The 23,210-nt window shown below is 64.4% G+C and carries 21 protein-coding genes; 10 read left to right on the top strand and 11 right to left on the bottom strand.

The window, feature by feature from the left end:
- Positions 1-74: 74 nt before the first annotated feature.
- From ACZYTC_RS02815 to ACZYTC_RS02800, 4 genes are read right to left on the bottom strand one after another with little or no spacing between them, the layout of a single operon-like run.
- Positions 75-2,150, bottom strand: coding sequence for a hypothetical protein (locus tag ACZYTC_RS02815; protein WP_488988848.1), 2,076 nt, complete (start codon positions 2,148-2,150; stop codon positions 75-77).
- Positions 2,150-4,933: a DUF4159 domain-containing protein gene (locus ACZYTC_RS02810; protein WP_434957526.1), complete on the bottom strand. Its 2,784-nt coding sequence runs from the start codon at positions 4,931-4,933 to the stop codon at positions 2,150-2,152. Before ACZYTC_RS02810 ends, ACZYTC_RS02815 begins: the two co-directional genes overlap by 1 nt.
- 25 nt (positions 4,934-4,958) lie before the next feature.
- Positions 4,959-5,879, bottom strand: coding sequence for a DUF58 domain-containing protein (locus ACZYTC_RS02805; RefSeq protein WP_441770532.1), 921 nt, complete (start codon positions 5,877-5,879; stop codon positions 4,959-4,961).
- A gap of 8 nt (positions 5,880-5,887) precedes the next feature.
- Positions 5,888-6,886, bottom strand: coding sequence for an AAA family ATPase (locus ACZYTC_RS02800; RefSeq protein WP_434957527.1), 999 nt, complete (start codon positions 6,884-6,886; stop codon positions 5,888-5,890).
- A gap of 153 nt (positions 6,887-7,039) precedes the next feature.
- Between ACZYTC_RS02800 and ACZYTC_RS02795 the strand changes: the two genes are divergently transcribed.
- The 4 genes from ACZYTC_RS02795 (at position 7,040) to ACZYTC_RS02780 (ending at position 9,962) form a co-directional block, all read left to right on the top strand.
- Positions 7,040-7,621: a DUF1285 domain-containing protein gene (locus ACZYTC_RS02795; RefSeq protein WP_441770454.1), complete on the top strand. Its 582-nt coding sequence runs from the start codon at positions 7,040-7,042 to the stop codon at positions 7,619-7,621.
- 61 nt (positions 7,622-7,682) lie between these two features.
- Positions 7,683-8,348 carry a CoA pyrophosphatase gene (locus ACZYTC_RS02790; protein WP_434957529.1) on the top strand — a complete coding sequence of 222 codons (666 nt, stop codon included), beginning with the start codon at positions 7,683-7,685 and terminating at the stop codon, positions 8,346-8,348.
- A gap of 21 nt (positions 8,349-8,369) precedes the next feature.
- Entirely contained in the window at positions 8,370-8,630 is a 261-nt protein-coding gene (locus tag ACZYTC_RS02785; RefSeq protein ID WP_434957530.1) for a DUF6111 family protein, read from the top strand.
- 114 nt (positions 8,631-8,744) lie between these two features.
- The gene (locus ACZYTC_RS02780; RefSeq protein ID WP_488988847.1) at positions 8,745-9,962 is read left to right on the top strand and encodes a CCA tRNA nucleotidyltransferase; all 1,218 of its coding nucleotides are present in this window, start codon (positions 8,745-8,747) and stop codon (positions 9,960-9,962) included.
- 32 nt (positions 9,963-9,994) lie between these two features.
- Here ACZYTC_RS02780 and ACZYTC_RS02775 read toward each other — a convergent pair whose 3' ends face one another.
- Both ACZYTC_RS02775 and ACZYTC_RS02770 read right to left on the bottom strand, forming a co-directional pair.
- Positions 9,995-10,492 carry a GNAT family N-acetyltransferase gene (locus tag ACZYTC_RS02775; protein WP_434957532.1) on the bottom strand — a complete coding sequence of 166 codons (498 nt, stop codon included), beginning with the start codon at positions 10,490-10,492 and terminating at the stop codon, positions 9,995-9,997.
- A gap of 240 nt (positions 10,493-10,732) precedes the next feature.
- Entirely contained in the window at positions 10,733-11,134 is a 402-nt protein-coding gene (locus ACZYTC_RS02770) for an NUDIX domain-containing protein (RefSeq protein WP_441770451.1), read from the bottom strand.
- A gap of 660 nt (positions 11,135-11,794) precedes the next feature.
- Between ACZYTC_RS02770 and ACZYTC_RS02765 the strand changes: the two genes are divergently transcribed.
- Positions 11,795-12,700 (top strand): metallophosphoesterase family protein, encoded by a 906-nt coding sequence (locus ACZYTC_RS02765; RefSeq protein WP_434957534.1) that lies wholly within the window; start codon positions 11,795-11,797, stop codon positions 12,698-12,700.
- A gap of 92 nt (positions 12,701-12,792) precedes the next feature.
- Here the strand turns inward: ACZYTC_RS02765 and ACZYTC_RS02760 are convergent, their stop codons facing one another.
- Both ACZYTC_RS02760 and ACZYTC_RS02755 read right to left on the bottom strand, forming a co-directional pair.
- The gene (locus tag ACZYTC_RS02760; RefSeq protein ID WP_441770450.1) at positions 12,793-13,968 is read right to left on the bottom strand and encodes a fumarylacetoacetate hydrolase family protein; all 1,176 of its coding nucleotides are present in this window, start codon (positions 13,966-13,968) and stop codon (positions 12,793-12,795) included.
- A gap of 369 nt (positions 13,969-14,337) precedes the next feature.
- Positions 14,338-15,027 carry a nucleotidyltransferase family protein gene (locus ACZYTC_RS02755; RefSeq protein WP_488988846.1) on the bottom strand — a complete coding sequence of 230 codons (690 nt, stop codon included), beginning with the start codon at positions 15,025-15,027 and terminating at the stop codon, positions 14,338-14,340.
- A gap of 80 nt (positions 15,028-15,107) precedes the next feature.
- Here ACZYTC_RS02755 and ACZYTC_RS02750 point away from each other — a divergent pair, with 80 nt between their 5' ends.
- Complete coding sequence (locus ACZYTC_RS02750; protein WP_488988845.1) at positions 15,108-16,139, top strand: extensin-like domain-containing protein; 1,032 nt, start codon at positions 15,108-15,110, stop codon at positions 16,137-16,139.
- A 7-nt stretch (positions 16,140-16,146) separates the two neighbouring features.
- On the opposite strand, the gene ACZYTC_RS02745 is transcribed toward ACZYTC_RS02750, so the two are convergent.
- Entirely contained in the window at positions 16,147-16,932 is a 786-nt protein-coding gene (locus ACZYTC_RS02745) for a FadR/GntR family transcriptional regulator (protein WP_434957538.1), read from the bottom strand.
- A gap of 251 nt (positions 16,933-17,183) precedes the next feature.
- On the opposite strand from ACZYTC_RS02745, the gene ACZYTC_RS02740 reads away from it, so the two are divergent.
- The 4 genes from ACZYTC_RS02740 to ACZYTC_RS02725 all read left to right on the top strand — a co-directional run bounded on the left by ACZYTC_RS02740 (position 17,184) and on the right by ACZYTC_RS02725 (position 20,333).
- Positions 17,184-18,476 (top strand): hydroxyacid-oxoacid transhydrogenase, encoded by a 1,293-nt coding sequence (locus ACZYTC_RS02740; RefSeq protein ID WP_488988844.1) that lies wholly within the window; start codon positions 17,184-17,186, stop codon positions 18,474-18,476.
- 33 nt (positions 18,477-18,509) lie between these two features.
- On the top strand, positions 18,510-19,301 hold the full coding sequence (attM, locus tag ACZYTC_RS02735) for an AttM family quorum-quenching N-acyl homoserine lactonase (protein WP_434957540.1): 792 nt from the start codon (positions 18,510-18,512) through the stop codon (positions 19,299-19,301).
- A gap of 121 nt (positions 19,302-19,422) precedes the next feature.
- The gene (locus ACZYTC_RS02730; RefSeq protein WP_434957541.1) at positions 19,423-19,695 is read left to right on the top strand and encodes a hypothetical protein; all 273 of its coding nucleotides are present in this window, start codon (positions 19,423-19,425) and stop codon (positions 19,693-19,695) included.
- Positions 19,692-20,333, top strand: coding sequence for an HD domain-containing protein (locus ACZYTC_RS02725; RefSeq protein ID WP_441770447.1), 642 nt, complete (start codon positions 19,692-19,694; stop codon positions 20,331-20,333). The genes ACZYTC_RS02730 and ACZYTC_RS02725 overlap by 4 nt, the downstream gene beginning before the upstream one ends.
- Here the strand turns inward: ACZYTC_RS02725 and ACZYTC_RS02720 are convergent.
- Positions 20,318-21,763: an aldehyde dehydrogenase family protein gene (locus tag ACZYTC_RS02720; RefSeq protein ID WP_488988843.1), complete on the bottom strand. Its 1,446-nt coding sequence runs from the start codon at positions 21,761-21,763 to the stop codon at positions 20,318-20,320. The two genes, ACZYTC_RS02725 and ACZYTC_RS02720, sit on opposite strands and share 16 nt — an antisense overlap.
- Before the next feature lie 104 nt (positions 21,764-21,867).
- Positions 21,868-23,142 carry an MFS transporter gene (locus tag ACZYTC_RS02715; protein ID WP_488988842.1) on the bottom strand — a complete coding sequence of 425 codons (1,275 nt, stop codon included), beginning with the start codon at positions 23,140-23,142 and terminating at the stop codon, positions 21,868-21,870.
- Positions 23,143-23,210: the final 68 nt, after the last annotated feature.

Below are 23,210 nucleotides of genomic sequence, written 5' to 3'. Positions count from 1 at the left end.
TCAAGAGTCGAATCGCAACGTCGCGTGCGGCAGGCGCTAAATCCTGCCCATCGAGCAGCATCAGCGCTTTGGAATCACCGGCCTTCCCGGGCCCAGAGCAGCGTGACGCCGCCGAGCAGCAAGGCGAGGCCCAGCAGCCCTGCGAAGAGTGGGATGGTGTCGATACCCTGCACCACCGATGCTTCGCTGCGCTTGAGGCCGATCCAGCCACTGCCACCGTAGGCGGAGCCGGCACCGACTGCGCGGACCGCCGGGATCGACAGGCCGGACGCGGTGGCGAGACGTTCCACGCTGCCGCCGGTCTCGCCAACCAGGCCCTTCAGCCTGTCAGGCGTGGAGAGCAGATCCTGGAATTCGCGTGGATTGGCGGGGCCGACATTGGTGATCGCCTGCAAGGCGCCGTCCTGGGCTCGCCACAGCCCCATCACGTCGGTGGAATAGACCGCGCTCCACAGGCCGGGCTTCTCCGCTTTGAGGGCGAGCCGGACCTTTTCGCCGTTCGGGCCAGTCAGTTCGACAGGCGCCGCCGTCTCCGCCATGGTCTGGCGTTCGATGGTGATATCGCGGCCAACAGCCCGTGCACGCAACGCTTCCTCGTCGAGATCCGGCTCCTTCAAGAGCCAGTGCGACAGGCGCCGCAGCAGATCGACATGGGGACCGCCGCCCTCATAGCCGCGCGCCCACAGCCAGGCATGGTCCGACAGCAGCAAGGCCACCCTCCCCTTGCCCTGATGAGCCAGCACGAGTAGCGGATCGCCCTGTGCGCCGGTCATCACAGCGCTGCCCTCGCGCAGCTTGGTCTCCACCGTGGTGAACCATTGGCCCCAGGCCGGCGGATTGGCACTGCCGCCCGGCAGGTCCCGCGTCACCGGATGGCGTTTGCCGAGCGGGCTGATCTCGGGCCGATAAGGCTGATAGAGCACATTGCCTGAAGGCGCGGCCGGCAGGATCTCTGCCAGGCCGGTGCCCCACAGACTGTTCTCTGAGGCGTAATCGGCGCCCGACGCGAGCAGAATGGCGCCGCCATTGCGCACGAATTCCGTCATGTTGTCGAAATAGGCGGCCGGCAGCAGGCCCTCCTGAGCATAACGGTCGAAGATGATCAGGTCGAAGCGGCTGATCTCCTCGTCGAACAGACGATGGGTCGGGAACTGGATCAGGGAGAGCTCGTTGATCGGGGTGCCATCACCCTTTTGCGGTGGCCGGAGAATGGTGAAGTGCACGAGTTCGACATTAGCGTCGGCCTTAAGCAGGTTGCGCCAGGTGCGCTCGCCTGCATTGGGTTCCCCCGACACCAGCAGGACGCGCATCTTCTCGCGGATGCCCTCGATCTGCAGCACGGCCCGGTTGTTCACGGGCGAGAGCTCGCCCGGCACGGTTTCGGCCTCGAGCTCGACCACGTTCACGCCAGCATGCTCGATCGGCACCTGCAGCGAGGACAATTCGCCGGCCGGTACGGTGGTGCGCGCGATCTCCTCGCCATCACGGCGCAGGATCACTGCCGCCGTCGACGGCATGTTCGGGCCGCGATCGATGACCCGGAAGCGGATGGTGGTGGCCTGCTTCACCAGGCCGAAACGTGGCGCCTCGACCAGGGTGATCTGGCGGTCGCGTTCATCCTCGCGGCCCGTGATCAAGGCATGGAGCGGCGCCTTGAAGCCGAGGGCTGCCGCCCGTGCCGGCACGTCGTGGACCACGCCGTCCGTCAGCAGGATGGCGCCGCCGACCCGGTCGGGCGGCACGTCGGACAAGGCGGTGGCCAAGGGAGCGAAAAGCTGGGTGCCGTCAGCGCCGGAGTTGACGCCGCCGCCCGCTTCGACCACGCGCAGCTCGGTATTGCCCAACGCCTTGATCTGCCGGCTCAGCGCGTCGCGCGCCTCGTCCGTCTGCCGCGTCCTTTCGTCCAGCGACTGGGACGCGGAGCGGTCGACCACCAGCGCCACCACATTGGGCAGCACGGCGCGCTGCTCGCGCGTCAGAATGGGCCCGGTCAGAGCAAGGACGAACAGGCCCAGCACCAGCGTGCGCAGCCAGGCCCCGCGCAACCGCGCCAGCAGGCACAGCCCCGCGACGGCAGCAGCCAGCACGGCCAGTCCGATGACGACAGGCCAGGGCAGCAGAGGCAGGAATTGGAGGGAGAAATCGCTCATCAGCGTCCGAGCCTCTCCAGCAGATCCTGCACATGCACCTGATCCGCCTTGTAATTGCCGGTCAGCGCATACATCACCATGTTCACGCCGGCGCGATAGGCCAGCTCACGCTGGCGCTCCAGCCCGGTGGAAACAGGAAAGAGCGGGTTCATCTGGGCATCCACGGCCCAGGCCCCAGCCAGATCGTTGGAGGTGATGATCAGGGGCGATACGCCGTCTCCCCCCAGCACCGGCTTGTCGCTGTCCTCCGACGTCGGCGCGGTGGCCTGCACCCAGGTCTCGCCATTGTCATAGCGCCCGACGAATTTATCGAGCAGGTAGAAGGTCTTGGTCAGCACGTGCTTGGCCGGGATGGGCTCGAGTTCGGGAATGTCGAGCCCCGAGAGCAGGCGCTTGAGCGTTTCGCCGGCCGGCGTCGCTGCCCCGCCGGCATCCTGTTGTACCGCGTCGCGCGTATCGAAAATGACGGTGCCGCCCGATTTCATGAACGCGTCGATACGCGCCATCACCGCCGGCGGCGGAGGTTCCTTGCCCGGCACGATCGGCCAGTAGATCAGAGGATAGAAGGCAAGTTCGTCCTTGGCTGGATCGATACCATCGGGCGGCCCCGGCTCCAACGCCGTGCGCTCGGCGATATAGGCGGTCAGGCCCTTGAGGCCGGCGAGGCTGGTTTCATCCGTCTCCTTGTCGCCGGTCACGATATAGGCAAGGCGCGTCTTCAGTGCCGCGTCGAAGGGACGGCTCTGCGCCTGGGCGTCCGGCGGCGCGAGCAAGGTCAGAGCCAACACAACCAAAGCCGCCGAACCAGCGCCGGCGCGGGCAAGGCGCGTCCAGCCGCCCGCCATGAAGAAGACGATCAATGCATCGGCCAGCAGCAGCGCCAAGGCGACCAGCAGCAGGACGGGCCCAAGGGCGACCGGCTTGGCAACCGTATAATCGGCCAGGGAGGCATTCAGCGCCTTGTAGTCCAGGGGTTTCAACACGGCATTGGCTGCCAATGCATTGACGGCCACCAGACCATCGGGCGGCCCATAGAAACCGGGCGGATGATCGGGTCGGCCGATGCCGGGCTGGTCCACCCGCACGGGCTGGGCGGTCGCCGGCGGGACCTGGAAGGCCCCCAGCCCGTCGAGCGTCCGGCTCGGCGCCGCATAGACCGGTGCCGCAGCGCCCGCCGGCGTTGCGGATGCGCCCGCAACCGGCGCAGATTTGGCCAGCCCCACCACCTTGCGCAGCATCTCCACGAAGGTCCCCGACAAGACAAGATTGGACCAGGTAGTGTCCGCCGTCACGTGAAAGAGCACAACGACGCCATTGCCCCGTTTCTCGGCAGTGACCAACGGCGTGCCGTCGGCCAAGGCGGCCCAGGTCCGGCCGGGCAGATCGATATCGGGCTCGGCCAGCAATTGGCGCTTGACGCTGACGTCATCCGGCAAGGCCAGGCCGGCGAAGGGAGAGTTGGCGTCGAAACTGCCGAGCTTTTGCGGCTTCTCCCAGGAGAGCGTCCCGCCCAGCGTGCGCCCGCCCTGGCGCAACTTCACCGGCAGCAGCGTATTTTCGGCGGCGGCAAGACGCGAACCGGCGAAGCGTACCAGAACACCGCCATTCTCGATCCAGGCGGAAAGCTTGGCTTCCGCATCGCCGAGATTGCCGACATCGGCCAGCATCAACACCGGCAGCTTGTCGTCGAGAAAGCGGCCGATCGCCTCGGCCGGAGACGTTCCCTCGGCGGTCCTCACATCGGCATAGGGTTCGAGCGCTCGCGTGAGGTAGTAGTTCGCCGAGAGCAGGGGCTGGCTGACATCCTTGTCCTGCCCCGAGACGATGCCGACCATGCGGCGGCGCCAGGTGCGGTCGAGCAGTTGCGCCGCGCCGGCCGAGGCATCGCCGACGATTTCGAGCCGCGCCACATCGTTGCGGATGTCCACAGGCAAGTCGAGCTGGGCCGTCGTCTCGGCCGCGCCCGCCGGGAAGTTGAAATCGGCCTGGCCGACCGGCAGGTTCTTGAGGTCGAGTGCCCTGACCGTGCCGGACAAGGTGCGGTCGAGCTTGCTCATGCGCAGGACGCGCACCGAGATGCCGCTTGGCGAATTGGACGCGCCGGCGAGCGCCAGGGAGCTGCGGGCATCGTCACGATAGACCGTCACGCGCCCCTGCTTGCCGGCTTCCGACAGAGTGGCGAGAAAGACGTCGTCGCCGTCATCAGCCAGACCATCGGAGAACCAGACGATCTCGGTCTCTGGCGCGGCGCGCAGGAAGGAAGCGATGGCGGGCGCATAGGCACCGCGACTGGCCTGCCAGGGCTGGGGAGCCAGCGCCGCAAGGCGAGGACCGAGGCTCGCGGCGGGGCTGAGCGAGAGATCCGTGAGCGGTTCGGCCAGGGCCGCGATCGCCACCGGGCGGCGATCCTGATCGGCTGCTGCAAGCGTGGCCTGGATCACTTCCTGGCGCTTTGCCCAGGTCGCTGCGGAACCCCAGCCATTGTCGATAAGGAACAAGAGCGGCGCCGCACGCGTCGGCCCGGCCTGATTGAAAGGCCGAAGCGTCGGCACGGCCAGCATGGCAATTACCAAGGCGGCGAGCGCCAGACGCAGAGCCGTCAGCCACCAGGGGGAGCGTGCTGCCACGCGTCCGCGTGGCAACAGGCCGTAGAGCAGGCGCAACGGTGGAAAGTCGATGCGCTGCGGCCGCGGCGGCACCAGGCGCAGCAGAAGCCAGATCGCCGGCAGCAGGGCCAGCGCCGCCAGCATCCAGGGTGATGCGAGAGCCAGCGAACCTAGCATCGATCAAGCCTCTCGATCGCCACCATCACACACCCTCTCCCTGCTGCAGCAGCGGATGCAGGGCGAGCACGGCTTGGGAAGCCGGCTTGTCGGTGCGGTGCAGAGTCATGCTCCAGCCATAGCGGTGCGTGATCGCCCGCAGGGCATCGCGATGGGCCGAAAGCCGATCCTCATAGGCCTGGCGGATATCCTGCGCACGCGGGGCCTGGAACTTGGCTCCGGTTTCGGGATCGATGAGCTCGGTGCGGCCGGCGAAGGGGAAGGTCTCCTCGATGGGGTCGGCGATGACCAGGAGATGGCCGCGCGCACCGCGCGCCGCCAAGGCGGCGATGGTGCCGGCCGTCACCTCCGGCTCGTCGAGAAAATCGCCGATCAGGATGGCTTCGCTGCGGGGGCCGAGCGCGATACGCTCGGGCAGGCCGCTGCGCTCCGCCCTAGCGGGCAGAGCCGCCGTCATCAAGGCGAGGGCAAATTTTTCGATGATCGCCCGCTGCGAGGTCGGCCGGGCCAGGCCGATCAGGCCGACGCGCTCCCCCCCCTGCACCAAGAGGTCGGCAAAAGCCAGACACAGCACCAAGGCCCGTTCGAGCTTGGAGGTCTGCGCCAGGCTGGAAGCGAGATTCATCGAGATCGAACGATCGACCCACAGCCACAGGGTCTGGGCCGCGTCCCATTCATGTTCGCGCACATAGAGTTCGTCGCCGCGCGCCGAACGGCGCCAGTCGACATTGGCGGCGGCCTCTCCCGGAGCAAAGTGGCGGAACTGCCAGAAATTCTCGCCCTGCCCGGCACGGCGGCGGCCATGCAGGCCGTGCAGCGCCGTCGCCGCCACGCGGCGTGCCTCCAAGGCAAGTCTGGGCATGGCTTCGGCCAGATCGAGCGCAGCCTGCTGCAGGCCAGCGGATCTGACCGCCTTGTGCTCGTCGATCAGCCGCGTGGAAACCACCATCCGGCTCAGCCCAATTTGCGCGCGAGGCGCCCGATCACGCCCTCAATGCTTTCACCATCGGCCCGGGCAGCGAAGCTGAGGGCCATGCGGTGCTTGAGCACCGGTTCGGCGAGGGCAACCACATCGTCGATCGAGGGCGAGAACCGGCCCTGCACCAGAGCCCGCGCCCGCACCGCGAGCATCAGGGCCTGGCTGGCGCGCGGCCCCGGTCCCCAGGCGATCTTGCCGGCAAGGTCGGGGGTCTCGCCAGGACGGGCCGAGCGCACCAGCGTGAGGATCGCTTCCACCACCGATTCGCCAACCGGCAGCCTCCGGACCAGGCGTTGCGCGCTCAGAAGATCCTCGAAACTCATGGCAGGCCGTGCGGGGCTCTCCTCGACGCCAGTGGTGAAGAGCAGAATGCGCTTCTCATCCTCGCGATCGGGATAGGGCACGTCGATCTGCATCAGGAAACGGTCGAGCTGGGCTTCCGGCAGGGGATAGGTGCCTTCCTGCTCAAGCGGGTTCTGGGTTGCCAGGACATGGAAGGGCTTGGGCAGGTCATGGCGCTCGCCCGCCACGGTGATGTGATATTCCTGCATGGCCTGCAACAGGGCCGACTGCGTGCGCGGTGAGGCGCGGTTGATTTCGTCCGCCATCAGCAATTGCGCGAAAACCGGCCCGCGCACGAAACGAAAGCTGCGCTTGCCGGTCTCGTTGGCATCGAGCACTTCGGTGCCGAGGATGTCGGAAGGCATCAGGTCAGGCGTGAATTGCACGCGCTTGGCATCGAGCCCGAGCACCACGCCGAGCGTCTCGACCAGCTTGGTCTTGGCAAGGCCGGGCACGCCGACGAGCAGACCGTGGCCACCGGACAGCAAGGTGATCAGGGCGCCATCGACCACGGCCTCCTGGCCGAAGATCACGCCATGCACCGCTTCGCGGGCCTGCCTGATGAGATCAGCGGTGGTTTCCGCCGAACGGATGATGGCTTCGTCGAGATTGGTGGCAGTATCGGCCGTCATCATGCCTCGCAGGAAGGGCGCCGGGCGGCGGCGCTTAAGAATGGGAAGCTTGCACGATTCCCTTGTATCGCAGGATACTAGAGAGCAACTAAGGCAGGAGCGAGAGTTTCTCTGCCGTTTTCACGTCCGTTTTATCACCGAGTGATTTCGAATATGGCCCAGACCGATCTGGCCGGATTGACCAAAGCCATCAAGGAGGCCGGCAAGCAAGCTGGCGCCCGTCCCGTGCATCTGTGGAATCCTCCCTTCTGCGGGGATATCGACATGCGCATCGCAGCCGATGGCAGCTGGCACTACATGAAGAGCCCGATCGGACGGATCGAGCTCGTCAAGCTGTTTGCCTCGATCCTGCGCCGCGACGAGGATCGCTATGTCTTGGTGACACCCGTGGAGCGCGTCGGCATCGTGGTTGATGACGTGCCCTTCGTCGCCGTGGAGATGCGCGTGGAAGAGGGTGCAAGCGGGCGAACTCTGGCCTTCCGCACCAATGTCGACGACTGGACCGAAGCCGGCCCGGATCATCCGATGCGGTTCGAGATCGGGGCTTCCGAAGGGCTCAAGCCCTATGTGCATGTGCGTGCCGGCCTTTGGGCCCGGGTCAACCGTGCTTTGTATTACGACCTTGCCGATCTCGGCGAAGTTCGCGAGATAGACGGTGTCGCCATGTTCGGCGTCACCTCAGGCGGCAGCTTCTTTGCCATGGCGCCCGCGGATGAAATCGGCGCCGAGGCATGATGTGTGAAGTCATGATGTGCCAAGCCCTGATGTGCCAAGCCCTGATGTGTCAGGTCCCGACATGCTGACCGCCCTTCCCCCGTCGACCCACCATCCCGAGCTCGAAGCCTTTCTCGAACGGGCCCGGCACCGGCTTGCCGCGGAGCCGCCAGTCGGGCTCCATCTCGACAGCGTGCCCGATCATGGCGATCACCGCTTCTCCCCCGGCCTGCTCGCCGAATTGCCCGCGACGCCCTCCAAGCCGGCCGCCGTGCTGATCGCGCTCATCGACCGGCCCGACGGGCCGACGGTGCTGCTCACCCACCGCTCGAGCGCGCTGCGCAACCATTCGGGCCAGATCGCCTTTCCGGGCGGTCGCATCGATCCCGACGACGGCAGCGTGCTCGCGGCCGCCTTGCGCGAGGCCGAGGAGGAGGTCGGCCTGTCTGCCAGCCTGATCAGGCCGATCGGCTATCTCGATCTCTATCTCACCGGCTCCGGCTATCGTATTGCGCCGGTGGTGGCTCTGGCCGATCCGGGCATGGTGCTGCGTCTCAATCCCGCCGAGGTCGACAGCGTGTTCGAATGCCCGCTGGCCTTCCTGATGAATCCGGTCAATCACATTGCCGAGAGCCGCGAATGGCGCGGCGCCATGCGCCAATATTATGCAATTCCCTGGCAGGACCACTATATTTGGGGTGTGACGGCGGGGATCATCCATACCCTCTATGAGCGGCTCTATGGCTGAGACGATGAAAGTCGCACGCTGATGTTCCGGCCTTTCCTGTTCGAGGCAGTACTGTTCATTCTGCCTTTCCTGATTTACGGGATCTGGCTGCTGCTGCGCGGCGAGCGGCCCGACGCCCCCGCACCGACGGGGATCCCGCTGCTGCGGCTGATCGCGCTTGGTGTGATGTGCATGGCGGCCGGCCTCGCTCTCTTTGCCCATTATGGCGGAGCTCCTGCCGGGAGTGCCTACGTCCCTGCGCATATGGAAAATGGCAAGCTGGTCGAGCCTGAGACGCGATAGCGCAAAGTGCGATTTCTCCGAATCGAGCCTTGCTCTAACCTATTGTTTTGACGCATTTTCTTAGTCGAAAGGCCTGTCAGCTTTTCCAGAAAATGCTTTTGGATGCATGATCGGATGGATGAGCGTTTTCCCTGGCTCGACCAGCCTCCCTTGTCGATGCTGCTTGCGGCTCTGAACCGCGACGGGGAAGAAGCACGGGTGGTGGGAGGAGCCGTGCGCAATGCCCTGCTGGGCGAGGCCGTCGCCGACTGGGACATCGCCACCACCGCCCTGCCCACCGAGACCCAGGCCCGGGCCAGGGCCCGGGGTTGGAAAGTCATACCAACAGGCATCGAGCACGGCACGGTGACCGTGGTCATCGACGGCCAACCCCTCGAAGTCACGACGCTGCGGGAGGACATCGAGACGGATGGTCGCCGCGCCATCGTGCATTTCGGCCGCGACTTTCGGGCCGACGCCTTCCGGCGCGACTTTACCATCAACGCCCTCTCGCTCTCCCCCGATGGCCGGTTGCATGACTATGCCAGTGGCCTCACCGACATTGCCGACCGGCGCGTGCGCTTTCTCGGCGATGCCGATCAGCGCATCGCCGAGGATTACCTAAGGATCCTGCGCCTGTTTCGCTTCCATGCCCGTTTCGGCACGGGACCGCTCGACGGGGCGAGTTTTGCGGCGGCGATACGCGGGCGCGCGGGCCTGCGCCAGCTCTCGGCCGAACGCATAAGGGCCGAACTCCTCAAATTACTCACAGCCCCCCAGGCGGCGGGGGTCCTCGCCGAGATCGACGATGCCGGCTTTCTCGGCATTCTGCTGGGGGGTGTGGCACGTGTCGAGGCGTTCCGGCGCATCGCAGGGCTGGAGGCCAGGGGCCTGGTGGAACCAGACGCTATCAGGCGGCTGGCCGCCCTCAGCCTGTTCACGCGCCTCGATGCCGAGCGTCTGGCGGCACGGCTGCGCCTTTCCAACGCCGAAGCCAAGCGCCTCGCGGCGATTGCCATGGTGCTGGAGCGCGTCAGGCGCGCTCCGACGCTTCCCAAGGCCCGGGAGTGGCTCTATCGCCTGGGTCCCGAGCTTTATCGCGACGCCATGCCGGTCGCGGCCGCGCATCACGCCGACGAGGATTTTACCGAGGTTCTCATTTTGCCGGATCGCTGGGTCGTTCCCGATGCGCCCTTCAGCGGCAGGGATCTGGCGCGCCTCGGCATCGAGCCCGGCCCGCGCATCGGTCGCATTCTTGCCCGCGCAGAAAGAGCTTGGATCGACGGCGGCTTTGCCGAGGATGGCGCGCAGCGCCAAGCTATCCTGGAAGAAGCCGTGCGTAAGACCGCATAACCGGCTGCTCCGTGGGGATCAGGCGGCCGTGATCAGCCGCCGCGGGCAGCGCCCGTGACCCCCTCGAAGGCCCCCTCGACGAGCTCTTTCACCAGGAAACGCATCGGATCGACCGGTCCGGGCAGCAGTACTCTTCCCGGCGCGATACGCTTGAAGCCGACACGGCTGTAATAGGGCTCGTCGCCCACCAGAATGACCAGCCGATGCCCGATCTTCGCGGCTTCGGTCAGGCTGGCCTGCATCAGCGTGAGACCGATGCCGAGCGAGCGGAACGCAGGCTCCACCGTCAAAGGTCCGAGCAGCAGGGCCGAGGTTTCGCCGACATGGATGGGCGTCAGCCGGATCGAACCCACGATCATCGAACCGATGCGTGCCACGAAGGACAATTTGGGATGGGGCGGCACTCCCTCGCGCAAGCGAAAGGCCGTGCGGGCGAAGCGTCCGGGACCAAAAGCCCGTTCGTGCAACTTGTCGATGACGGCGCCGTCGTCAGGCGTCTCCAGGGTGAGGTCGATGGCGATTTCAGGCATTTGCGATGGTTCCGACAGGCAGAGGCGCCCGCCGGCTCAACGGTTCAGGCGCGCGAAAGGGAGTGGAGCGAAACCACGGTTCGTCGTCGCAGCTGAAGGCTCTTCGTCATCATGGCCGGCGCGTACAACAAAAGCGGTCGCCTTACAACCGGATTTAGCGATCGAGCGATATTTTGGCGCGCCGATCGTGCCATTTCGAGAATCGACCTGCTCCAGATGCGGCCGAAGTGGGTCACCGTGTCACCACAGGCCATCCGGCCGGCGCCGTCCCGCCACTTCATCGAGCCGGCGGCGGGTCGCCTTGGTGGTATCTTCCGGCAGGGCATTGAGGGCGAAGAAGCCTGCCTCGGCGATCTCGTGATCCGCCAGGCGGGGTTGCGCCTGGGCGTAGTGCCGGACCACGAAGAAGGCGACATGATCGCGACGGCTGACCTCCCGGTTCCAATAGAGGCCCTGCAGCTCAGGCGGCCCCTTGAGACGGATATGCCCCTCCTCCTCCAACTCCCGGGCCAAGGCTTCCAGCGCAGTTTCTCCGGTCTCGACGCCACCGCCCGGCAGATACCAGCCCGGCACATAGGTATGTCGCACCAGAAAGACCCTGTCCTCTCCGTCGAGCACGGCGGCACGCACCCCCAAAGTCATACCGCGCTGCATTCGAAAAAAGATCATGAAAAGCGGAGTCACCAGACGTCCGATCTTCTGTCGTAATGTAATTGAAGAAGAAATCATCCGTCGATGCTCAGTGATTGAAAGAGAACGGCTAAGGCTTGTTCGAGATAGCAGCGGCAAAAAACTTCCAGCACCCTGCCATCCCGCCCATGCATGGCTGTCCAGCGTGCCAAGCAGCCTTTATCGGATGGTAAAATACCTAATCTTACGTTATAGAAGCGTCACCCTAATAGAGGAGACCCAGGGGCCTTCGCCCCGGTAGAGATCAATGTTGACCTATTTCCGGCTGCTTGCCAGCGCCGTTCGTATTCATGCCAAGACCCAGGCTACCCGCGACACTGTCGCATTGTTGACCTTCAGCAAAGCTTAACGATCGTCCCGCCCCACAACGGTGGTCGATGATCCCCGGCCGAAACGACGCCTGCCGTTCACGAGAACGCGCAGGCGTTTTGCGTTGACACAGACAGGTCCTATGGCCACGCTAGAGCAAAGCACGTTCACGACTGAACGCACTTTGCTCTAGCCTCTTGTTTCAACGCCTTTTTGCGGTCCTCGGTGGCTCCGTCGAATCGCAAAACGCCATAGCATCATCGGTTGTCGCTTCGTGATACCTGCCTCCCCGATTGTCTCCTGATGTTCAAGCTCGCGCATCTTTCAGACCCCCATATTGGGCCTTTGCCGCGAGCCAGGGCCAAGGAACTGGCGGGAAAGCGGGTTCTGGGCTGGATCAACTGGAATCGAGGGCGCCGCGACGTCCATCGCATGGACGTGCTGCAGCAGCTTCTCGCAGACCTGCATGCACAATCGCCCGACCACATCGCCCTGACCGGCGACGTGGTCAATCTCGCTCTGCCCGGCGAGTACCCGGCGGCGCGCGCCTTTCTTGAAACGGTCGGCGCGCCCGACTTCGTCTCGCTGGTGCCCGGCAATCATGACGCCTACACCAAGGGCGGCGCCCTCCACTTGCTCTCGGCCTTCGATCCCTGGATGCGTGGCGACAACACCGGTGCCCATCCGCTCGACGAAGACGAACGCTTTCCCTATGTACGCATCCGCGGAAAGGTGGCTCTCGTCGGCCTGTCCAGCGCCATTCCGACAGCGCCTTTCATGGCGACCGGCAAGCTCGGCCCACGACAGATCGCCAAGCTCGGTCCCATTCTCGAACATCTGGAGCATGAGGGCTATTGCCGGGTGGTCATGCTGCACCACCCTGTGCGCCGCCAAGATGCCGGGCCGACCGCGATGCTGATCGATTGCGACCGGCTGAACGCCGTGCTGCGCCGGACGGGCGCGGAGCTCGTCCTGCACGGGCATATCCATACCGGACTGGTGCATCGTCTCAAGGGCCCGAAGGGAACGATCCCGGTGGTCTGCACGCCCTCGGCCTCGGCTGCGCCGGAGCGTGCCCGCTGGCCGGCCTCCTACAATCTCTTCTCGATCACCGGCAAGCAGAAGAACTGGAAAATCGGACTGACCGTCCGTGGCTTCGTAGCCGCCGGCCACCCGCCTGAAGAGCTGCGCTCGCAAGAGCTGGCCTGAAAAGCAGCGGAGACGCTAGGGGCGGACGAAGCCGCCCCTTTCAGACCTTCAGCCAGGATCAGCCGCTACGTGATTAATTCACCGACAGGCGATCACAGCAAACCGCGCTTGGCGAGATTACGCAGGAGGTGGCTGGCGCCGAAAGTCCAGGGCGGTGCATCCGAGCTGCGCACCATGCGATTGGTAAGCGAGCCGAGTTCCGGGGCCGCGATGGTGACGACGTCGCCGATCTTGTGGGTGAAGCCCTTGCCCTTCTCGTCGCGGTCGTCGATAGGCGCGAACATGGTACCCAGGAAGAGAACTGCACCATCGGGATATTGATGGTTCACGCCGATCATCTGGGAAACGAGGTCGCCGGGATCGCGGCTGATCTTGGAGATCGAACTGACACCCGTTAGCCGGTAGCCCTCGGGCCCGCGCACCTCGAGCGTCACATCGGCACGCCTGACATGATCGAGCGAGAAGGTGGAATCGAACAGGCGCACGAACGGACCGATCGCCGCCGAGGCATTGTTGTCCTTGGCTTTGGAAAGCAGAAGGGCCGAACGCCCCTCGAAATCGCGCAGATTGACGTCATTGCCCAGCGTTGCTCCGACGATCTTGCCGGCCGAAGACACCACCAAGACCACTTCGGGTTCGGGATTGTTCCAGGTGGAGTTCGGATGAAGGCCGGCATCGGCGCCGGTGCCGACGGCTGCCATGGGCTGGGCCTTGCTGAAGATCTCGGCATCCGGTCCGATACCGACCTCCAGATATTGCGACCAGGCACCTTGGGCGATCAGCACCTCCTTCAACCGCGCCGCCTCGGCCGAGCCGGGACGCAGGCGCGCAAGGTCGTCACCGACCAGCTTGACGATCTCGGCCCTGAGGGATGCCGCCGCAGCCGAGTTCCCTCGCGCCTTTTCCTCGATCACCCGCTCGAGCATCGAAACCACGAAGGTGACACCCGCCGCCTTGATAGCCTGCAGATCGATCGGCGCCAGCAACCAGGGCTTGCGCAGGTCGCGGTTGGCCGGCGGCGTATTGGCGAGGATTTCGGCGAGGGGGCCGATCTCGGTCGAGGGGGCCGCCTTGGCGGCCTGGGCCGGATTTCGGGCCTCGCAGAGATCCCTGACCGTGGGGAAGCTGGAGGTGATGTCATGCAGACCATCCTCCTTGGCAACCACGACGGCCGGCCCTTCGACATCCGGCAGCCAGACACGCCCGATCAATGTCCCGGCGACACCGTCGACCGGGAGGGTATTTTCGGGGGTGAGCGTGAACGACATTGCGGGCCTCGCGAGTGGTGAGAACTCTATCAACCTGCCCTTAGCGTCAACCGTGCGGAGGGGCAAGACTTGCATAAGCGGTATACAAAGATATGCGCCCTATGAATGTGGACTAACTCAACAGCCATAAAGCGGTAGCCAAAATTGACTATCATCGTATTCTCATGATTTTTAGCGATCATCTAATATACAACGAGATGGATACAAAATATTTCAAAAAATGAAACGTTAATATTTTCGTATTAGGCTTTGTTTTAAAAGTTTAACACACAAAACTTAGCGTTTACGTCCCAGTTCGGCCATCTCCCACATGCGACTAGTCGGACGAATTCACCAGGATAGGGCACATCTTAGGTATTAAAGTACGTGCTATGGAAGTTTCGAGATTGCAAAAAAGCTCCGAAAATCTTCCGGCGTGTCCAAGCTGGAATCATAAACAGGATTGCGTGTAGGAAAAGCCGCGATTTGGTCGGGATAATCGGCAATCAGACTTTCACTCGAAAGATCAATGCCCCCTACGTCGAAATCCGGCGGTACCATCACAGGGTAACCCCGCCTGTCACCACGCACCGGAACCAGCGCCTTGCGCCGGTCGCCGGCGCGGTACTGGTCGATCAACCCGGCAATTTCACGTTCCGTCAGGCGCGGCTGGTCGCCGACACATAACATGATACCGTCGCAGCCCCTTTTGGCCGCCAACAGGCCTGCCCGCTCAAAAGCACGCCGGATCGCCGCCGCCGGACCATCGGCCGAGGGCGAGTCCACGAATTCAACCGGCGTACGAACGAGCACCTCCTCGATGCGTTCCCGCTGGTGACCGGTCACGACAATGACATCGGCGATGACGCCGCGGATGGTCTCGACGACATGGCGGATCATCGGGCGGGCGGAAATGTCGAGCAACAGCTTGTTGCGCCCCATGCGTCGCCCCTCGCCGCCGGCAAGAACGATCGCAATGTAATTCGCCAAAGGCTGATCATCGTCCGAGGGCATGGATGACACTTCGCTCTTTGGGAAAGGCAAAGCCGAATACACGGTTTTACCATGCTTGGCCATCATGGAAGCGTCTCGCGTCGACGAAATCAATCACGGCCGCGCGGTTAACGCTTCTTTTTGAAAATGGCCGTTAAGCTGTGGCCATGTTGCGTCGCGTTGTGTGTTCTCTCGTGCTGGGTACGGTTCTCGGTAGCCTGGCTGGTTGCGGGTCGTTCTTCAATCTCGAAGAGCGTGAGCCCTGGCGTGCCCTGGCGGAGTCGCAGTGCCTGGCCTCGGGCGCGGTCCGGGAAAGCGCCGGCATTCGCATCGCCCAGGCGATCGAGGGGCCTGGGGTATGCGGTGTCGACCATCCCTTCCGTGTCACAGCCCTCAATACCAATGGCGGACAGTCCGCCCCGGTCTACGCGACCCTTCAGCCTCGGGCGCCAGAAACCGTGGCCCCGCAGCCCAATTACGCACCTCAGCCTCAGCCACAATATGCGCCTCCGGCTTCGGGGACACCAGACGGCTTGCTGCCACCGGCAGCCGTCGGCGACCAGACCGGCGCACTCGGCGATAGCGGCGCTTCCGCGCCGATGTCCTACCGGGCAGCCCCGTCGCCTGGTCCCGTCCGTATTGCCGATGGCGGCCCCTTCGCGGTTTCGATGGACCGCAGCCTGGTGCTGTCCTGCTCCATGATCCCGGCCCTGACCCGCTGGCTGGTTCAGGACGTGCAGCCAGCGGCGATGGCGAATTTCGGCTCACCCATCGTGGAGATGACGACGTTCGGCAGCTATTCCTGCCGCCGGCGCAACAACGGCCATTTCGGCCGCATGTCCGAACATGCTTTTGCCAATGCTGTCGACGTCAAGGGCTTCAAACTGGCCGACGGACGCGAGACGCGCATCCTGACCGGCTGGCGCGGCTCGGCCCAGGAGCGCAGCTTCTGGCGTGACATCGCCTTTGGCGCCTGCCCTAAATTCACCACCGTGCTCGGGCCCGGCGCCCCCTTGCACGACAATCATCTGCATCTCGATCTTGCACGTCATGGCGCGCGCAGCAAGAGCATCTGCCGTCCGCGCGCTCCCGCCGGCTGGGTGGCCGCCGCGCAACGTGGTGCCGGCGGTGCGCCGCCGCCTTCCGATGACTATACCGGCTCGATCCAGGAGGTTCCGGCCGGCGGCTACGACGAATAACGGCGCTCTAAGCCAGAAGCGCTGCCTCTTCCACCCCAATCACACCCAACCGCGTCGCCGCCAGCAGAAGATGGCGGCGCATGGCGTTGCGCGCATTGGCAGCCGAACACGCCTCGACCGCGCGGTAGATGTCGCCATGTTCCTCGATGACGCTGTCGACGTGGGCCGGGCCTTTCTGCAGGGTATTGTTGCGGGCGACGGTCACGCTCTGGTGCAGCAGCAAGGATAGATAGCGCTGGAAATCGGCAACCTTGCCATTGCCGCTCGCCGCCGCCACGGCCCGGTGAAACTCGATATCGGCGCCAACACCGAGATCCTGGCCGAGCTTGGTGCGGTCCATCTCCTCCAGCCAATGCCGGAGTGCGGCCAGGTCGTCCTGCGAACGACGGATCGCCGCAAGCCCGGCCCCCTCCACTTCGAGACACAGGCGCAGTTCGAAGATCTCGCGCAGGGCCACGCCGCTGCCGACTTCTGCGTCTCGGATCCGGAAGGAACGCTGCAGCGGGGCGGCGCTGACGAAGACCCCAGCTCCCTGCCGGCTGACCACGATGCCGTCGGCCTTAAGGCGGGACACCGCCTCGCGGATGACCGTGCGGCTGACGCCGAAGCTGGCGGCAAGTTCGGGTTCGGTGGGCAGGCGGGCCCCAGCTTCGAAGCGCCCCTTCTCGATGTCCTCCTGCAGTGCGGCGACCACCCGATCGGCCAGAGGAAGCGGGCGCCCCAGACGCCTGTCCGCCTCACCATCTTGCCCGGCAGGTTCCGGGGCCGGGCGCACTCGCTCTTTGAGGGCCAAACACCCCTCCTCTTCGGCTTTCGGACAGAGCCCTGCCCGGTTTCAGGATGTTATGCGGATCGATTGCTCGTTTCAAAACACACAGAAACAGAATTCATCATATGACCATGTCACCATGTGATATTGACATGTTCTTACCATTGTGGAAGCCTTCCGCCAACTTCGCAAGTCAGGACACACGACCCGATCGCGAGCATGGTTGCGCAGCCTGGCTGCCTCGCCTGGTCGAATGATCGTCGGCGCAGGAGGACATGACGATGGCACCCACCGATCGGGGCGCGAACGAGACCATCTTCACCCTGGAGGCAACGCAGCTCAAATTCGGCAACGGGGCGGTCGAGGAACTCGACTGGGAGCTCAAGCGCCTTGGGCTTCGCAAGATATTGCTGGTCGCCGACCCAAGGTTGCGCCGGCTAGGAATTACCGAACGTGTCACCGAAATCATCGCGCGCGCCGGCGTCGAGATCAGCGTCTTCGAAAGCATTCTCGTCGAACCAACCATCGAGTCGCTGGGGGAGGCTGCCGCCTTCGCTTCATCCCAGGACGTCGATGGCTTCGTCGCCCTGGGCGGCGGCTCCACCATCGACACCGCCAAGGTCGCCAACCTCATCCACAGCCATGGCGGCGCCATTATCGACTATGTCAATGCGCCCGTCGGAGGGGGCCGCAAGCCACCTTCACCCCTGCGTCCCCTGATCGCCATCCCGACCACCTCCGGCTCGGGCTCGGAGGCGACCACGGTCGCCGTCCTCGATATTCCCGAATTCAAGATGAAGACCGGTATCTCGCACCGCTATATGCGGCCGACGCTGGCCATCGTCGATCCCGAACTGGCGCGCACCACGCCGGGAGCCGTCACGGCCTCATGCGGCCTCGACGTGGTCTGCCACGCGGTGGAATCCTTCATTTCCCGCCCCTTCGACGCCCGACCGCGCCCTGCCACGCCGGATGACCGTCCGCCCTATCAGGGCAGCAACCCGGTGGCCGACATCTGGTCCCTCAAGGCGATCGAATTCGGCGGGCATTTTCTCGAGCGCGCCGTACGCGACGGCAACGACCTGGAAGCGCGCGGCACCATGATGCTCGGCGCCACCATGGCAGGCATCGGCTTCGGCACGGCGGGCGTGCACATCCCCCATGCCTGTGCCTATCCCCTCGCCGGCCTCAAGCACAGCTACAGCGCCCCCGGCTACGAGACGAGCCACAATTTCGTGCCACATGGCTTCTCGGTGATCGTCACCTCCCCGGCGGTATTCCGCTTCACCTATGATGCTGCACCGGACAAGCACATCCAGGCTGCCGAGTTGCTCAATGCCGGACCGATCGCCAATCCAGGCCCGGACTCGCTGCCGGACACCCTGATCAGGCTGATGAAGGCGGTCGGCGCGCCATCGGGCATCGCCGAACTCGGCTATGGCGAGGAAGACATTCCAGCCTTGGTGCAGGGCGCGCTCAAGCAGCAGCGCCTCCTGGTCGGTGCCCCCAAACCCATCGACGCCGCCGGGATCGAGGCCGTCATGCGCCAATCCCTGCGCAACTGGTAGGCGTGCTGACGGAAGAAAGACCAGGAGGAAACCATGGGTGAGATCGAACTGCACATGTTCCAGTGCGGCACGCTGAAGTGCAAGCTGCACAACATCAAGATGAACCAGGGCGCCAACACCGACTACGAAATTCCGGTCCCCTGGTATCTGCTCAAGCATCCCAAGGGGCTGGTGGTGATCGATGGCGGCAATGCCGTCGAGTGTGCCAGCGATCCGCGCGGCTATTGGGGCGGCATTTCCAGGACCTATTGGCCGGTGATGCAGGAAAGCGATGGCTGCGTGCAGAAGCTGCAAGCCATGGGCATCCGGCCCGATGACGTCACCCATGTCGTGCAGTCGCATCTGCATCTCGACCATACAGGCGCGATCGGCCGCTTCCCCAATGCCGTGCATGTCGTCCAGCGCCGCGAATACGAATATGCCTACGCACCCGACTGGTTCGCGGCCGGCGGCTATATCCGCAAGGATTTCGACCGGCCTGGCCTGAAATGGCAGTTCCTGGAGGCCGAGGCCACCGATGGCTATGATTTGTTCGGCGACGGTACGCTCAAGATGATCTTCACACCCGGCCATGCCCCGGGCCATCAATCCTTCCTGGTCACCCTGCCCAACAGCGGCGCCATCCTGCTGGCGGTCGATGCCGCCTACACGCTCGACCATTGGAATGAGAAGGCCCTGCCCGGCTTCCTTGCCTCGACCGTGGACACGGTGCGCTCGGTGCAGAAGCTGCGGTCCCTCGCTGCCAAGACCGAGGCCAAGGTGGTCACCGGCCACGACCCGGACGCCTGGCCGGCCTTCAAGCAATCACCGGGCTTCTACGACTAAAGCCCCGACGGGCGCCTGGATAGTCCAGGCGCCAACGGCAGACCTCGTCGAAAAGCATGACAGTTGATAGACCTGGAGATCTGGCGGCGTCGACAATCCGCCGAACTCCGAAAGCTGCTGCATGAAAACGCCCATTACAGCCCGCCAGCGTCTCGTCGATCATCTCGGGGGCATCGCCGGCTATAATGACAAGGGCTATCTGTGGAGCGGGCATACACCTGCCGAGGTACAGGCCAATCAGGACGAGGCGCAGGCCGTCATTCTCAGACTGATCGGTGAGGTCGGAGAGGCGGCCTTCAGCCGGAGCCTGCTCGCCAAACTTCAATCCGGTGCTGGAGCCCGCGATGATTCCGGCGATCTGGCCGAATGGGCACGCCGGGAGTTGCTGCCATGAGCGTTGGCGATCACCTTTCCAGGCCGCCGGCCATTTCCGAGCCGGCTTTCGCCGAATTGCTTACGGCCTATCGGGATCCGCGCCGACATTATCACGATATCGGCCATATCGAGGCCATGCTGGCGGGCTTTCAGGACTGTCGCCCCCTCCTCCATGATGCCGGAGCCATCGAACTCGCAATCTGGTTCCACGATGCCGTGTACGATGCAGCGGCCCCGGACAATGAGGAGCGCAGCGCCGATCTCGCCCGACAGGTTCTCGATAGGCGGCTCGAACCGGAAAGACTGGAACGGGTGGCAGCGCTGATCCTGGCCACCAAAAAGCATGAATTCACTGACGGCACAGGAGCTGAGGAGCGATCCGACCTGGCCTATTTCCTCGATCTCGACCTGCAGATCCTCGGCGCAGAAGCGGAACGCTTCGATGCCTATGAGGCCGCGGTGCGCCGAGAATATGCGCATGTGCCTGAAACGGCCTGGCGCATCGGGCGGACTGCCGTGCTGCAGCGCTTCATGGTCCGGCCAAGGCTCTATTTCAGCAATCTCTTCGCCGAAAAGCTGGAGGAAAGAGCGCGCGCCAATCTCGCGCGCTCCCTCGCAAACCTGTCAGGCGACCAGCCTCCTCAGGCCAGCGTGTAGCTGGTCTTCACCGTGGTGTAGAACTCCGCGGCGTAGCGGCCCTGCTCGCGCGAGCCGTAGCTCGAGCCCTTCCGACCGCCGAACGGTACGTGATAGTCGACGCCCGCCGTCGGCAGGTTGACCATCACCATGCCGGCCTGGACATTGCGCTTGAAATGCGTGGCGTATTTCAGGCTGGTGGTGGCAATGCCGGCGGAGAGGCCGAATTCGGTGTCGTTGGCGGCGGAGAGTGCCTCGTCGTAATCCTTGACGCGCACCACGGCGGCAACCGGCCCAAAAATCTCCTCGCGGGCGATACGCATGTCGTTGCTGGCGCCGGTGAACAGGGCCGGCGTCAGATAGAAGCCGGGCGCCTCGCGCTTCACCAGATCGCCGCCGAAGGCCAGGTTGGCGCCCTCCTCCTTGCCGATCTTGATGTAGTTGAGATCCTGGTCAAGCTGGCTCTGGTCGACCACCGGGCCAATATGGGTGCCCGCCTTCATGGCATCGTCGACGCTGAGGCCCTTGAGACGCTCGACGAGCGCGGCAACGAAGGCATCGTGGATACCGTCAGTGACGATCAGGCGCGAAGAGGCGGTGCAGCGCTGGCCGGTGGAGAAGAATGCACCGTTGACGGCGGCCTCCACGGCCACCTTGACGTCGGCATCGTCGAGCACGACGAAGGGGTTCTTGCCGCCCATTTCGAGCTGCACCTTCTTCATCGGCGAAGAAGCGACGCAGGTCGCGGCAATCTTGCGACCGGTACCGACCGAGCCGGTGAAGGAGATGGCATCGACGTCAGGCGAGGACAAGAGCGCCTCGCCGACCACCGAGCCGCGGCCCATCACCAGATTGAACACGCCGGCGGGCAGGCCGGAACGCGCGATGATCTCACCCAATGCATGGGCGGTGGCCGGCACGAGATCGGCCGGCTTCAACACCACGGTGTTGCCGTAGCACAGCGCCGGCGCGATCTTCCAGGCCGGAATGGCGGCAGGGAAATTCCAGGGCGTGATCAGGCCGACAACGCCGATGCCTTCGCGTGTGACCTCGACGCCGACGCCGGGGCGAACCGAACCGATGATCTCGCCGGCCAAACGCAGGGCTTCACCGGCGAAGAATCCGAAGATCTGGCCGGCCCGCGCCACCTCGCCGATGCCTTCGGGCAGGGTCTTGCCTTCCTCGCGCGAAAGGATGGCGCCGAGTTCTTCCTTGCGCGCCAGGATCTCGTCGCTGATGCGCTTGAGCACATCATGGCGCTCCTGCAGGGTCGAGCGGCTCCAGCCCGGGAACGCAGCCTTGGCGGCAGCGATGGCTTTTTCGGCCTCGGCCTTGGTCGCCCGCGGGAAATGCCCGACGATCTCGGCGGTGTTGGAGGGATTCACGTCCGGCGCGAGATCGGACGAGGCGACCCATTCGCCGGCGATGAAGTTACGGGCGTGCAGTGTCATCGATGCAATCCTGAAGATAGAGAAACTGGCCGGACATTAGTCTAACCAATGCCCGGCGCAAACCGGCAGCTTGACGCGGCCAGCCATTTTCCAGCGCCACCTGTTCAGGCAGCCGCAACGGCCGTCACGCGCCGGCGCACGATCAGGAGGGCGATCAGCGCGGCGACGATGCCGGTGAGGCCGGAGAAGAGGAAGGCCTCGACATAGCTTCCCTGCAGCACCCGCATATAGCCGGCCAGGGCCGCGGCGCTGGCCGCGCCGATCTGGTGCCCTGCCGCGATCCATCCGAATACGACGGGGGCATCGCGATCGCCGAAGGCCTCGTTGGTCAGGCGCACGGTCGGCGGCACTGTGGCGATCCAGTCGAGGCCGTAGAACACGCCGAAGACGGTGAGCGTATAGATGTTGAAGCCGCTGAAGGGCAGATAGATCAGGGCAATGCCACGCAGGCCGTAATAGACGAAGAGCAGCTTGCGCGGATCGTAGCGATCGGTCAGCCAGCCCGAGAAAGTGGTACCGAAGAGGTCGAAGATCCCCATCATCGCCATCAGGCTGGCAGCCTGCACCTCGGGGATGCCCATGTCGCCGCAAAAGGAGATCAGATGCATGCCCACCAGGCCGTTGGTGGTGAAACCGCAAATGAAGAAGGTGGCGAAGAGATACCAGAAGGTGCGCGTGCGGGCCGCCCGCACCAGCGCGCCGAGCGAAGCATCGATGAGACCGGTCTGGGCCTGCGGCGGCTCAACCGGGGCCGAGGGATCGGAGCCATAGGGGCGCTGACCGATGTCGCTGGGGTGGTTGGGCACCAGGAAGAAGGCAAGCGGAATCAAGACGGCGCAAGCGATCGCCACCGCCGCCACCACCAATTGCCAGCCACCGATCTCGGAGAGCTTGGCGAGCCCGGGCTGGAAGATCAGCGTGCCCGTTGCCGCGCTGGCCGCCATCAGCCCCATGATCAGGCCGCGATTGGTCTTGAACCAGCGATTGGCGATCGTGGCGCCGAGCACCATGGCGACGCATCCGGACCCGAGACCTGAGAGCACGCCCCAGGTCGCGATCAACTGCCAGGATTCCGTCATCAGCAGGCTGAGGCCGATGGAGCCCGCCATCAGCGTCAGGGCGATGACCAGCACCTGACGTATGCCGAAGCGGTTCATCAGGGCCGCGGCAAACGGGCCGACCAGGCCGTAGAGGAGGATGCCGATCGAACCGGAGAGCGAAATCGTGTCGATACCCCAGCCGAACGCCTTGTGCAGAGGCTGAAGCAGCAGCCCGGGAGAGGCTCGCACGCCGGCCGCCACCAGCAGGCAAAGAAAGATGACGGCGACCACGACGAAGGCATATTTCTGGCCGAAAGGCCGACGGCTCACGGGCTGCATCGGAAGACCTGCACTGTCGAGATTGACTTGATACGTACCGGTCTGTAACATCGTTGTTGGAAATTGGA

The organism is Labrys sp. F242 (assembly GCF_057813875.1).
The sequence above is the reverse complement of the archived record's forward strand: the minus strand, read 5'-3'. Positions and strand labels throughout refer to the sequence as shown.